Below are 12,416 nucleotides of genomic sequence, written 5' to 3' on the forward strand. Positions count from 1 at the left end.
CATCAATATTGTTGGTTTGTCCAATATAATATGTACCAAACTCAACCGACTCAATCAGGTAAACGTAGAACATAATACTCCTAAAACAAAAAAAGCCCGGTAAATTTACCAGGCTTTGTAGTCCCAATCCCGATTTATCGGGAGAACCCTTGTCGTCCACGATGCAATCGGGATGTCCTATGCCCTGTCAGCCCGAAAGATTTTAATGTTTCTTTTCTGCTTTTTAGATTTTTGATCCTTCTTTCTTCCCTCATGGCTTCACTGCGGGTGGTATAAGTTTTATAGGCTATCAGTTTCCATGGTGTCTATTTTTAGTGTATTTGCATCTTCCAGCATTGTGATAATTATTAACCCTTTCATCAATATTGTTGGTTTGTCCAATATAATATGTACCAAACTCAACCGACTCAATCAGGTAAACGTAGAACATAATACTCCTAAAACAAAAAAAGCCCGGTAAATTTACCAGGCTTTGTAGTCCCAAGGGGATTCGAACCCCTGTCGCCGCCGTGAAAGGGCGGTGTCCTAGGCCTCTAGACGATGGGACCTTGCTTTTTAAAAATCTTTTGGGTGAGTGATGGGGTTCGAACCCACGACCCCCAGGACCACAACCTGGTGCTCTAACCAACTGAGCTACACTCACCATAAATTTTTTTCTTGTACGCCCTGAAGGATTCGAACCTTCGACCTACTGCTTAGAAGGCAGTTGCTCTATCCAGCTGAGCTAAGGGCGCAAAGCCCTAAAATATTTCAGTCGGGGTGAGAGGATTCGAACCTCCGACCCCCTGCTCCCAAGGCAGGTGCGCTAACCAGGCTGCGCCACACCCCGAATGATTCTCTATTTAAATAGAGTCGATAAATATAACTAGATGAAAATTATATGTCAATAAAAATATGGCTAATTATTAAGTTTTTTTAGGAATTTTTTAAGCTCATTTATTGCTTTTCCTCTGTGACTAATTTTATTCTTTTCTTCGGTATTTAGCTGTGCAAATGTCTTTTGCAATTCATCAATATAAAAAAGTGGATCATATCCAAATCCATTTGTACCTACAGGTTTTTCAATAATCCTGCCATTACAAATTCCTTCAAATACTTTTTCTTGAAATTGATCTTTATAAACAATTACACTTTTAAAAAATGCTTGTCTTTGTTTGTCCGGAATTGAAGTGATATTTTTAATCAGGAGAGAATTATTTTCTAAATATGTAGCATTTTCCCCTGCATATCGTGCTGAGTGAACACCGGGTTCATTATTTAATGCTGGTACTATTAAGCCGGAATCATCGGCGATAACAGCTTGTTTAAAAGTGTCAAAATATGCCCTGGCTTTTATTAAAGCATTATCTAAAAATGTTTGTCCGGTTTCCTCTACTTTCGGAATATACACCTCTTTGATGCTGTTTAAAGAAGTAAGTTCAATGTATGGGAGTTGTATAAGGTGAGCTACTTCTTTTGCTTTTCCGTCATTTGTTGTCGCAAAGATTATTTTGATCATTTTGCATAAAATTTATTAATAAAACTTAATTTTAAATTTTTGTACCGATTCTATTAATATTCCAATTAACAGAGTAAAAATGAAAAAGATATTAACAGGATTTCTTTTTTTTATTGTAATTGTATTTATACAAGCTCTCTATATTGATTACCGCTTAAGTGATCAATTGAATAAAATTGGAAATAATCAATTGATACTTTCCCAAAAAGTTGAAATTCTTGAGATGCAAACAGATGTTGTGACTATAAAATTAGAAGACACACCTTTGAAACTCAGGAAAAAAGCGCCCCATCCACTACCCGCGCTTGTGTCGTCAGATACCTCTTTTCAATCTGGTTATGTTGGAGATTTTCTTCTGGCTGGAAACGACTGATTATTTTTAAAACTAAAATAATTTCCCACGCAATGATTTATTCAACATCTCCCTGGCTCTGAAAATTCTTGCTTTAACAGTCCCTAATGGCAGGTCCAGATCTTCAGATATTTGTTCGTAGCTATATTCTTTCTGATGTCTCATTTCAATCACGATGCGATATTTTTCGGGCAGTTGGTCAATTGCGGTGCGGATAATACTTTTTCTTTCCTCGGCAACTAAATCAAACTCTACATCCGGTTCAGGGTCAGCATATTCCTGTTTTATTTCATCGTCTTTGTATTTTATGGATTCGTCCATCGAGTAAGTTTTTAGTTTTCTTTTTCTAAAAAAATCGATGCAGTTATTGGTGGCAATTTTAAATAGCCAAGTAGAAAATGCATATTCTTCATTAAAGGAATTTATTGACTTGTAGGCTTTTATGAAGGCTTCCTGGGTAAGGTCTTCTGCTTCCTGTTTATTACGCACCATTCTATAAACAATGCTGTAAACCACATCTTTATACAGAAGTATTAATTTATCGTATGCTTTGCTATCGCCAGATTTTGCTTTACGAACCAGTTCAACATCGTCTTTTTTCAATTCATTGCCTTTAAAGGGTAAAGAAATTTGTTTGTTGCCTGTTACACCTGAAATTAGTTAAGTTTTATCCTAAAAGCAGACCTAAAAGTAAATATTTGCCCCTTATAATGTCAAGGTAGAATTATTTTAAGTTCAGATATTTATTTCCTTTTCAGACAGACATAACAATTGTTTACAAAATAAGGATAAAATTACTGATATGTTAAATGTTGTTTCAACTTCCGAAATGCGTGAAATGGATCAGCGGGCAATAACTGAATTTGGAATCCCCGGAATTGTTTTAATGGAAAATGCCGGAAGGAATTCTGCTGAAGCAATTTTGGAAAAGTGCGATTCTGAACAAATTTATTCTGTTGTGATTATTGCCGGCAAGGGTAATAATGGAGGTGATGGATTTGTAATTGCACGTTACCTGGCAAAGAATGACATTGATGTAGTAGTTTATCTTGCCGCTAAAAAGGATTCTATAAGCGGAGATGCACTGACCAATATACAAATTAATCTTAATAGTGATATTGAGATTATTGAAATAGATTCTGCTTCACAAATTAGTCCACAGGTTGAAGAATTTATTATTGTAGATGCTTTACTGGGTACAGGTATTTCCGGATCTGTAAAAAATCTTTATAGTGAACTGATTGAATGGATCAATGAACAAAATGGCTTTGTTTTTTCAATTGATATACCATCAGGATTAAGTGGCGATTTTGCTGAAGTACGTGGCCCGGTAGTTGAAGCAGATATAACTCTGACGATGGGTTTGCCAAAACTTAGCCATTATTTCCACCCGGCCAGTTTTTTTGTTGGTGATCTGGAAGTCATTGATATTGGTTTTCCCCTTGAAATAGAACAAGATCCTAAAATAAACATCCAGCTTATTGATGAAACCGATCTACTGTTTGAATTGCCTGAGGCGAATTTACATAAACACAGCGCCGGACGGGTTTTTATTTTGGGCGGCTCAACTGGGATGACAGGGGCAGTGGTATTAGCCGCAAAAGGTGCATCGCTTTCCGGGGCCGGGTTAGTTGCCTGCGGTGTAGCAGAATCTTTAAATCCTGTTATGGAAAATAAACTGACAGAGCAAGTGAGCGACTCTTTAGGAGAGATAAAACCAGGTGTACTTGGGATGCAAGCTTTAGGCCAGGTAAAGGAAAAAATTGAGTGGTGTCACTCAGTTTTAATCGGGCCGGGAATAGGGCGGGATGATAATACTTTTGAACTTGTTGATCAGGCAATCCACCATGCACTAAAACAGAAAAAGAAAATAATAATAGATGCTGATGCGCTTTATTTTCTTGCAAAGAAGCCAGATTTAATACAATTGTTGGATAACAATGTTGTTCTTACACCGCACCATGGTGAATTCATTCGACTATTTCCCAAAGCAAAGAAATCACTGAAATCTCAACCATGGAAAGCTTTACAGGATTTTAATAAACAATGTAAAGCAGTTACAAACCTTAAGGGTGCTCCATCAATGGTTGGTGAAAAGCAGGACGGAATTTTTATTAACTCTACAGGTAATCCGGGATTAGCAAAAGGCGGCAGTGGTGATCTACTCGCCGGAATGATCGCAGGTTTTTTAGCTGGTGGAATGGATTTAATGGAAGCTTCAGTCGCGTCAAATTTTATCCATGGCAAAGCTGCAGATAATGCCGCTGAAAAGTGGGGAATGCGATCGTTTTCAATGGATAATTTGATGGATGAAATTAAGTTTGTTTTCAAAGAACTGTATAATCAATAAAAAGAAACAAGGATTCAAAACAATGCTAAAAATAAATCCCGAATGGATAAGTAAGGTTCTCGAATTATTTATCCGCGAGGAGCTTATAAAAATTGGTGTAACCAAAGCAACTTTTGGTCTTTCCGGAGGTGTGGACTCGGCTGTAGTGGCTTGTTTGGCACAACGCGCCCTGGGTTGCGAAAATGTGCATGCATTGATTATGCCGTATCGATTAAGCAATCCGCAAAGCCAGGAGCATGCTGAATTGCAGGCCAAAGCAATCAACATTTCATTTGATGTTGTTGATATTTCTGAACCTGTTGATGCGTTTTTTAAAACTATGGAAGATGCAGATAGTTTGCGCCGTGGCAATAAAATGGCACGCGAGAGAATGTGTCATTTGTACGATTATTCATCCAAATCCGGTGCATTGGTTTTGGGCACAAGCAATAAAACAGAATTGCTTTTGGGATATGGAACAATTTTTGGAGATTTGGCCAGTGCTATTAATCCAATTGGTGATTTGTATAAATCGCAAATTTGGGACTTGGCAAGATATCTTGATGTACCAAAAGAAATAATCGAAAAAGCGCCATCTGCAGATTTATGGGAAGGCCAAACTGATGAAGAGGAGTTGGGTTATTCCTACAATCATATCGACCAACTATTATATTATCTGGTGGATGAACGTTATCCGGAAGAATTTATTTTGGAACATGGTTACAATCAGGAAACAATTAATGATATTAAAATGAGAATTCAGCGCAGCCAATTTAAACGAAGGCCACCGGTTATTGCCAAGCTTTCTAACCGTACAATAAATCAGGATTTTCGTTATTGCCGTGATTGGGGGGCTTAGCGTTTGGAGAATATTGAAAATGCTTTATACTTGGTCGCAACACCAATCGGAAATCTTTCCGATATTTCTTACCGCGCTGTTCATATTTTAAAATCTGTGGATTTAATTGCTGCTGAAGACACACGCACATCTTCCGTTTTGATGAACCATTATCTTATTAAGACGCCCTTAAAAAGTTATCACAGCCACAATATCCCAACGCAAACCCCAAGGCTAATCGAAAAACTAAAAGCCGGTGAATCGATTGCGCTAATTTCAGATGCAGGCACACCGGGTATTTCGGATCCCGGATATAACTTGGTTTGTGCTTGTGTGGAAAATGGAATCCGGGTTATTCCAATACCAGGTGCTTCGGCATTTATTTCAGCTTTAATTTCTTCTGGTCTGCCGACCCAACGCTTTGTTTTTGAAGGGTTTTTGCCACACAAAAAAGGTCGTAAAACACGTATTGAATCTTTGATTGATGAAACCCGCACAATGGTTTTTTATGAATCCCCACATCGCATTCACAAAACATTAGATCAATTGGCCGAAGCTTTTGGAGATAGAAAATGCGTCCTTGCACGTGAAATAAGCAAGAAATTTGAAGAATTTATTTCTGGCACATTTGCAGAATTGATCGAGTCGGTAAAAGACAAAAAAGTAAAAGGTGAGTTAGTGCTTGTGGTTGAAGGAAATACTAAAAAACCATTACGAATTAAAAATTATTAATTACGAGATAATCAATGAAAGAAGATAATGTAATTCGTGATAAGAGTTATTCTTTCGCGGTGCGTATTATTAAATTTTATCAATTTTTGACTACTGAAAAAAAAGAATTTGTTTTATCAAAGCAAATTCTTAGATGTGGAACATCAATTGGGGCAAATATTGAAGAAGCAATTGGGGGACAGAGTAAAAAGGATTTTCTATCTAAGTTGTCTATTGCCTATAAAGAAGCAAGGGAATGTCATTATTGGATTAGGCTTTTGGCAGACACAGGTTATATACAAGAAAAACAAAAAGTAAGTTTGTTGAACGACTTAGATGAGATATTAAAAATCACAGGATCAATACAAAAAACAATTCGTAATTCATAATTCTAAATTTTTAATTATTAAGGCAGAAATGATTTCTAAAGATATAAACAAACGCTTCATCTCTTTTGAAGGGATTGACTTTTCAGGAAAAAGTACACAAATAAAACTGCTTAAATCCTATCTTGAGAAAGAGGGCCAGTCGGTTTTTATTTTACGCGAGCCGGGAGGAACGGATATTTCGGAACGCATCCGGGCAATACTTTTGGACAAGGAACATATTAAAATGAATGCACGTGCAGAAATGCTTTTATTTAGTGCAGCACGTGTACAATTAACAGAAGAAAAAATCATTCCATTACTAAAAAAAGGCAGCTTTGTTATTGCCGACCGCTTTGTGGATTCAACAAGTGCCTACCAGGGATATGGACGTGAATTGGAACAAGAGACCATCGATCACGTTAATCAATTTGCAACCTTCGGAATTCTACCCGGAATTACCTTTTACCTGAAGATTAGTCCGCAGGATGCATTTCAAAGGAGAATTGACAGCGGCCAGGAGGCAGACAGATTAGAATCAGCGGGATTAGAGTTTTATAATAAAGTGTACGAAGGTTATGAAAATATAGCAAAAAATGACCCTGATCGATTTTCTGTTTTAGATGCGACTCAAGTTAAAGATGAAATTCACCGACAAATAAAAGAAAGAATAAACACACTATAACCGGAGATTTTTATGAAAAAAAGGAATTTAATTTTTCTTTTCCTCTCATTTTTCTTTCTCTCAGCCAGCGCCTGGCAACCAGACCCGGTAGTATCGAATGAACAGGATTACTATTACAAGCTCAAAAAGAGCTGGCAGCATATGCAAAATGTTTTTGAAAAAGTGAACATGCATTATGTTGAAGAAATTGATCCGTATCCGCTGGTAAAGGCCGGAATTGACGGAATGTTGCAACAGCTGGATCCTTATACTGTGTTTATTGAAGAAGATGGTGAACGCCGGTTAAGGATGATTACAACAGGCAAGTACGGTGGACTTGGTATGGAAATCGGGATGAAGAATAAAAGAATCACGGTTATTTCCCCAATGGACAATTCTCCGGCAATCCGTGCAGGTGTGCGTGCGGGCGACATAATTACAAAAATTGATGGTCAGGATGTTGAGGGCCAGAATATTAATAAAGTTTCAAGCCTTCTTCGCGGGGAAATCGGAACAACTATCGATTTATCAATTCAGCGCCAGGGTTATGTACAAGATATAGAATTAACCCTGACCCGATCTGAAATAATAATAGAAGATGTTGGTTATGCAGGATTTATTGAGCCGGGAGTGGCCTATATCAGCTTGAATGGATTTACAGATAAGGCAGCCCGGGAAGTAAAAAGAGCTATTCGCCAATTAAGGGAACAGCAGGAAATTGAGAAAGTTGTTTTGGACTTAAGAGGCAACCCGGGCGGTTTGTTAGATGCAGCCGTAGACATTGTTAATATTTTTATCCCAAAAGGCGAGACTGTTGTTTATACAAAAGGGTTCAGGGAAAATGAAGTTGTTTTTAAAACCCGCAATTCACCTTTATTGCCCGATGTGCCTTTGGCTGTTTTAGTAGATGAAGGCAGTGCCAGTGCATCGGAAATTGTTGCAGGCGCTCTACAAGACATGGACCGGGCAGTGATTGTTGGTGAAAAAACTTTTGGAAAAGGGCTTGTTCAAAAAGTATACAATGTTGATAAAAACAGCGATACAAAAGTTAAAATCACCACGGCCAAATATTATATTCCAAGTGGACGATCTATACAGAAAAAAGATTATGGTTTTGAAAACGATGTTGTAGTTGATGCAGCCAGTGATGAAAGCATGGTTCATGATTTATTTTTTACCCAAAACAAACGGGAAGTGTTTGACCATGGAGGTATTCAACCGGATGTTTTTGTAAAAAGCGATTCTCTGGATTACGTTGTGATTGAACTTATCCGTAAGAACATGCTTTTTAACTTTGCTGTTAAATACAACCAGGATAATCCTGAATGGAGTGGTGATTTTAAAGTTAATGATCAGATTTTAAGTGATTTTAAAAGCTATCTTAAGAATAATAATTTTGATTACAGTGTAGAAGGCAGCAATGAAATTAAGCGTTTGAAAAAAATAGTTGGTAATAAACCGGATAATAAAGAAATGCTTGCACTGATTGACCAACTTGAGCAAAAACTTATTTCTGAAAAAGAAATTTATTTAAGTACATGCGACCGTCAAATAAAGAAATTCTTAAAAATGGAACTGGCTGAAAAATATTTTGGCCGAAGAGGCAGTTATAAATACTCTGTTGATGACGATGCTCAGGTTAACAATGCTGTTGAAGTTTTAAAAAATCAATCTGAGTATAATAAAATTCTTGCTGTCAATTGAAAAATTGGTAGATCCAGCCTAAATTAACTTCAAAACAAGTCCTCCACATTTCTGTGGAGGATTTTCTTTTTTTAAACATGAAGTAACCTGTCATTCCTGCAATTTTTAAGCAGGAACCTGAATTGTTTTAAGAAGGCGTAGCTTAAATTAGATTTCAGATTCCCGATAAGAACCATCGGGAATGACATTCGTGGAAAAACAAACAGAATAAAATTCCAAAATGAAAGAAAAAGAACTGTTCAAAAAAATTTATAATATTGCCAAATCCTGTGGTTTCCCGGTTTATGTGGTTGGCGGGTATGTGCGAGACCAAATTCTTGGCAAACCTGGAAAAGATATTGATTTTGTAGTTGTTGGAGATGCAATGAAGTTTGCCGGAATTTTGAAAGATGAGTTGAAAATCAAGACACTCGTCCAGTATCCACGTTTTGGGACTTTTATGGCAAACTACAAAGGTTACAATCTGGAGTTTGTAAATGCCCGGGAAGAATCCTATGATTTTGAATCGCGAAAACCGGTTACAAAACAAGCTGATTTATTTACAGATCTGAGCCGCCGGGATTTTACAATAAATACACTGGCAATGAATATTTCAGATGAAAAATTTGGTGAAATTGTTGATGTTTATAATGGCCGGGATGACCTTGAAAAAGGAATTATCCGAACGCCATTGGAGCCTGACCAAACCTTTAGCGATGACCCGCTTCGGATGATGCGTGCCATTCGCTTTGCAACCCGTTTTAAGTTTCAAATTGAGCAAGAAACATTTTCTGCCATTTCTAAAAATTCAGAGCGGCTATCAATAATTTCTGCAGAACGAATTCAGGATGAGTTTAATAAAATCCTGATGACAGAAAAGCCATCAATTGGACTTGACCTATTGGACAGAAGCGGCCTTATGCAGCAGTTTTTGCCTGAAGCAGTTATTATGAAAGGCGTTGATCAGAAAAAAGAATTCCATCACAAAGATGTTTTTTACCACACACTAGAAGTAATTGATAACCTTGCAAAAACATCAAACAAGCTTGAATTGCGCCTTGCCGGCCTATTCCATGATTTAGCCAAACCCCGTACAAAAAGATTTGTAGAAGGAACAGGTTGGACCTTCCATGGCCACGAAGTAGTTGGAGAAAGGATGGCCAGGGCGATATTAAAGCGTCTTAAATATTCCAATGAAACAATTGAGTATGTAAAAAAGCTTGTACGGCTTCATTTGCGTCCACAGGCTTTGATTAGTGATGAAGTAACCGATTCGGCTATGCGGCGTCTTCTCTTTTTGGCTGGAAATGAATTTGAAGACCTGATGATTTTATGCCGCGCAGACATTACTTCAAAAAACCCTAAGCGGGTTAAACGATATCTGAATAATTATGAACACCTGTTAAAAAAACTAATTGAAGTGGAAGAACGTGATAAAATCCGTAATTTCCAACCGCCTGTAAATGGGCAAGAGATTATGCAAATTTTTAATTGCAAGCCCGGCCGCTTAATTGGCAAGGTTAAAAAATTTCTGGAAGAAGCTATTCTTGAAGGGCAAGTAGAAAATGATCATGATGCATGTATCGCTCTGATCTTAGAAAATAAAGACCGATTTAATGACAAAGATGACTTCTAATCCGATAATTATCTTATACAATTTTTGTCTTTTATCCTTATAGTTTTTAAGCCCAAACCTTTATAAATTATCATCAAAAAAAATCAATCCTGCAACTTTTAAAATTACTTCACGTCAATAATGTCACTTTTAGGGAGGTCACGAATGAGTGAGCAAGTGAACGGACAATCCGTTAATAAATTGAGTCCGGTTTCGTTACTATCAAAAATATTTACAGATCCACAACAAGCATTTGAAAATATAAAAGTTCATCCTAACTGGTTGATCCCAATAGTTTTAACATTGATCTATGGTTTCCTTTTTAATTACACAACATTGCAACTGCAAACAGAAGCGTCGCGTCAATTAATTATGGAATCCACAAAGCTTAATGAAGAGATGAAAGACAAAGCGCTGGAAGGGATAGAAACACAGACGACATTTTCAACCCAAATTCAGCCAGGTATATCTGCTGTAGCCGGAACATTTCTTGCACCTTTGATAATTGCACTGGTATTAATGGTTTTTGGAAATTTTATTTATGGAGGTTCAGCTTCTTTTAATGTTCTTTTTTCTGCTTCGGTTTGGGCTGGGATGATTGGATTGGCGGAAGGAATTGTCAAGCTGCCCATGATGCTTAGCAAGGGTACATTAGAGATTTATACCAGTTTGGCCCTGGTCATGGATTTATCTGAGTCAAAAACTTTTTTGTTCCAGCTGCTCAATTTAGTGGATGTTTTTTCCATCTGGAAGGTCTTTGTTTACTCAACAGCATTTATAGTGATTTATAAAGTTAGTGCAACAAAAAGCTATGCTACAATTATTAGCTTATATCTAATTTATTCATTTGTTTTGATTGGCATTATGCAATTGTTTATGTAACAGATTTATTAATATGCCGTATTGATATTTTGCCAATAATGGATCGACACAAGAGTTCCCATTACGGGATTTACAACTATTCAGTAAGGAGAGACAGATATGAAATTGATGATAAGCCTCATCGCGTTTTTAATGTTTGCGGGAAGTGTATTTGCCCAGGGAAAATTAAGTCTGGAGGATTGTATCAATATCGCTTTGGAACATAACAGTGCCTTAAAGCAGAAAGAATTCACTAATCAATTTGCTGAGCAAGATGTAACAGCCAGTTATTCTAGCATAATGCCAAGTATTGATTTAAGTTTTCGTAAAGGCGAAACAACAATTGGTAGCTCAGAAAGAACCGTTAATGATGTAGTTATTGGTGTAGATCAGAATGGCCAACCAATATACGGTACCGCAAGAATTAAAACCGACAAGCAGTATTCGAAAGATAATTCACTTACGCTATCTGTAAATCAGAATATCATTGATGGTGGAAGATGGTGGAATCAGATTGCAAAAGCGAATGTTGATAAAGAATCCGCAGATTTTGATTTAGCAGCTGAGCGGAACGCTGTCATATTAACGGTACAGTCAAGTTATTACGATCTGCTAAAGCAAATTAAATTATTTGAAGTTAATAAAATTGCAGTACAGCGTAGTGAAGACCAACTAAAACGTACAGAAAAAATGTTTGAACTTGGTTCAAAAGCTAAACTTGATGTTTTTCAGGCTAAGGTCAACCTTGGAAATGATCGGATTAGTTTATTAAGCCAAAAAAATGTTATGGAAGATGCCAGGCGAAATCTAAATCTTGCCTTAGGTAACCAACCTGATCAGGCTCTTGAAATTGAAAGCGTGAACGATGTGCCGACAAAATTGTCGCCAATAAATGATCTAACAAGTGATGCTTTAAAAAACCAACCTTTGATTAAACGATATGAGGCTGATGTAAAATCTTTTGATTATGATGTGGCTATCGCAAAATCAGGATATTATCCAAGTCTTTCTGCTTATTTTCAATATAATAGGCGTAATTCAGAGCTTGAAAAAATTTACAAAAAACTAAATCTGGAGTATGTTTGGGCAATAGGTGCTTCTTTGAATTGGAACCTGTTTAATGGTTTTGGGGATTATGTAAATGTTCAAAAAACAAAAATTAATAAAAGGAATATGCAGGAAGTTCAGGCTGCTTATTTACGGTCATTAAAATCTATCATTAATGCCTATTATCAAAACTATCAGTCATATGTTGAAATAATTGAAATTAATGAAGAAAATCTTGAAGCAGCGAAAGAGGAGCTTCGTTTAGCGGAAGAGCGCTATTCAATTGGAGCTGGAACTTCACTGGAAGTTCGCGAAGCTCAGGTTAAACTTACCCGTGCGGAAGAAACTTTGATAGCCGCACGTTATAATGCTTTAATCACCTTGGCACAACTTGATAACGAGCTTGGGATTACAGAAAAGAAGTTGGAAAACTAAAAACTTGGGGACAAATAA

13 protein-coding genes and 4 tRNA genes are annotated in these 12,416 nt (G+C 36.9%); 10 read left to right on the top strand and 7 right to left on the bottom strand.

Annotated features, from left to right (window positions below; translation table 11 throughout):
- Positions 1 to 289 precede the first annotated feature (289 nt).
- The 6 genes from HND50_21920 to rdgB form a co-directional block, all read right to left on the bottom strand.
- The gene (locus tag HND50_21920; GenBank protein NOG47913.1) at positions 290 to 430 is read right to left on the bottom strand and encodes a GIY-YIG nuclease family protein; all 141 of its coding nucleotides are present in this window, start codon (positions 428 to 430) and stop codon (positions 290 to 292) included.
- Between the two features lie 45 nt (positions 431 to 475).
- A tRNA-Glu gene (locus HND50_21925) sits at positions 476 to 548 on the bottom strand.
- A 21-nt stretch (positions 549 to 569) separates the two neighbouring features.
- A tRNA-His gene (locus HND50_21930) sits at positions 570 to 643 on the bottom strand.
- Positions 644 to 660: 17 nt separating this feature from the next.
- Positions 661 to 734 (bottom strand) — tRNA-Arg (locus tag HND50_21935).
- Between the two features lie 20 nt (positions 735 to 754).
- Positions 755 to 829, bottom strand: a tRNA-Pro gene (locus tag HND50_21940).
- Positions 830 to 898: 69 nt separating this feature from the next.
- Complete coding sequence (rdgB, locus tag HND50_21945) at positions 899 to 1,495, bottom strand: RdgB/HAM1 family non-canonical purine NTP pyrophosphatase (protein ID NOG47914.1); 597 nt, start codon at positions 1,493 to 1,495, stop codon at positions 899 to 901.
- A gap of 82 nt (positions 1,496 to 1,577) precedes the next feature.
- On the opposite strand from rdgB, the gene HND50_21950 reads away from it, so the two are divergent.
- Positions 1,578 to 1,871 carry a hypothetical protein gene (locus tag HND50_21950; protein ID NOG47915.1) on the top strand — a complete coding sequence of 98 codons (294 nt, stop codon included), beginning with the start codon at positions 1,578 to 1,580 and terminating at the stop codon, positions 1,869 to 1,871.
- Between the two features lie 12 nt (positions 1,872 to 1,883).
- Here HND50_21950 and HND50_21955 read toward each other — a convergent pair whose 3' ends face one another.
- Entirely contained in the window at positions 1,884 to 2,480 is a 597-nt protein-coding gene (locus HND50_21955) for a sigma-70 family RNA polymerase sigma factor (protein ID NOG47916.1), read from the bottom strand.
- A 172-nt stretch (positions 2,481 to 2,652) separates the two neighbouring features.
- Here HND50_21955 and HND50_21960 point away from each other — a divergent pair, with 172 nt between their 5' ends.
- The 9 genes from HND50_21960 to HND50_22000 all read left to right on the top strand — a co-directional run bounded on the left by HND50_21960 (position 2,653) and on the right by HND50_22000 (position 12,398).
- The gene (locus tag HND50_21960) at positions 2,653 to 4,200 is read left to right on the top strand and encodes an NAD(P)H-hydrate dehydratase (protein ID NOG47917.1); all 1,548 of its coding nucleotides are present in this window, start codon (positions 2,653 to 2,655) and stop codon (positions 4,198 to 4,200) included.
- 22 nt (positions 4,201 to 4,222) lie between these two features.
- Positions 4,223 to 5,038: an NAD+ synthase gene (locus HND50_21965; GenBank protein NOG47918.1), complete on the top strand. Its 816-nt coding sequence runs from the start codon at positions 4,223 to 4,225 to the stop codon at positions 5,036 to 5,038.
- Positions 5,039 to 5,068: 30 nt separating this feature from the next.
- Positions 5,069 to 5,749 (top strand): 16S rRNA (cytidine(1402)-2'-O)-methyltransferase, encoded by a 681-nt coding sequence (gene rsmI / locus HND50_21970; protein NOG47919.1) that lies wholly within the window; start codon positions 5,069 to 5,071, stop codon positions 5,747 to 5,749.
- Between the two features lie 14 nt (positions 5,750 to 5,763).
- Positions 5,764 to 6,117: a four helix bundle protein gene (locus HND50_21975; GenBank protein ID NOG47920.1), complete on the top strand. Its 354-nt coding sequence runs from the start codon at positions 5,764 to 5,766 to the stop codon at positions 6,115 to 6,117.
- A 28-nt stretch (positions 6,118 to 6,145) separates the two neighbouring features.
- Positions 6,146 to 6,778, top strand: a complete 633-nt coding sequence (locus HND50_21980; GenBank protein NOG47921.1) for a dTMP kinase — start codon at positions 6,146 to 6,148, stop codon at positions 6,776 to 6,778.
- Between the two features lie 12 nt (positions 6,779 to 6,790).
- Positions 6,791 to 8,461 carry a S41 family peptidase gene (locus HND50_21985; protein NOG47922.1) on the top strand — a complete coding sequence of 557 codons (1,671 nt, stop codon included), beginning with the start codon at positions 6,791 to 6,793 and terminating at the stop codon, positions 8,459 to 8,461.
- Between the two features lie 220 nt (positions 8,462 to 8,681).
- Positions 8,682 to 10,076 carry an HD domain-containing protein gene (locus HND50_21990; protein NOG47923.1) on the top strand — a complete coding sequence of 465 codons (1,395 nt, stop codon included), beginning with the start codon at positions 8,682 to 8,684 and terminating at the stop codon, positions 10,074 to 10,076.
- Between the two features lie 144 nt (positions 10,077 to 10,220).
- Entirely contained in the window at positions 10,221 to 10,937 is a 717-nt protein-coding gene (locus HND50_21995; GenBank protein ID NOG47924.1) for a hypothetical protein, read from the top strand.
- A 99-nt stretch (positions 10,938 to 11,036) separates the two neighbouring features.
- Complete coding sequence (locus HND50_22000; GenBank protein ID NOG47925.1) at positions 11,037 to 12,398, top strand: TolC family protein; 1,362 nt, start codon at positions 11,037 to 11,039, stop codon at positions 12,396 to 12,398.
- Positions 12,399 to 12,416 lie beyond the last annotated feature (18 nt).

The sequence above is a fragment of the Calditrichota bacterium genome, from assembly GCA_013112635.1.
Lineage (GTDB): Bacteria > Calditrichota > Calditrichia > Calditrichales > J004 > JABFGF01.

What these genes read in the sequence shown, in the direction of transcription:
- HND50_21920 (NOG47913.1), bottom strand. Translation starts at nt 430, where the DNA reads ATGTTCTACGTTTACCTGATTGAGTCGGTTGAGTTTGGTACATATTAT.
- HND50_21990 (NOG47923.1), top strand. Translation starts at nt 8,682, where the DNA reads ATGAAAGAAAAAGAACTGTTCAAAAAAATTTATAATATTGCCAAATCC.
- HND50_21960 (NOG47917.1), top strand. Translation starts at nt 2,653, where the DNA reads ATGTTAAATGTTGTTTCAACTTCCGAAATGCGTGAAATGGATCAGCGG.
- HND50_21950 (NOG47915.1), top strand. Translation starts at nt 1,578, where the DNA reads ATGAAAAAGATATTAACAGGATTTCTTTTTTTTATTGTAATTGTATTT.
- HND50_21965 (NOG47918.1), top strand. Translation starts at nt 4,223, where the DNA reads ATGCTAAAAATAAATCCCGAATGGATAAGTAAGGTTCTCGAATTATTT.
- HND50_21995 (NOG47924.1), top strand. Translation starts at nt 10,221, where the DNA reads ATGAGTGAGCAAGTGAACGGACAATCCGTTAATAAATTGAGTCCGGTT.
- HND50_21975 (NOG47920.1), top strand. Translation starts at nt 5,764, where the DNA reads ATGAAAGAAGATAATGTAATTCGTGATAAGAGTTATTCTTTCGCGGTG.
- HND50_21985 (NOG47922.1), top strand. Translation starts at nt 6,791, where the DNA reads ATGAAAAAAAGGAATTTAATTTTTCTTTTCCTCTCATTTTTCTTTCTC.
- HND50_21980 (NOG47921.1), top strand. Translation starts at nt 6,146, where the DNA reads ATGATTTCTAAAGATATAAACAAACGCTTCATCTCTTTTGAAGGGATT.
- HND50_22000 (NOG47925.1), top strand. Translation starts at nt 11,037, where the DNA reads ATGAAATTGATGATAAGCCTCATCGCGTTTTTAATGTTTGCGGGAAGT.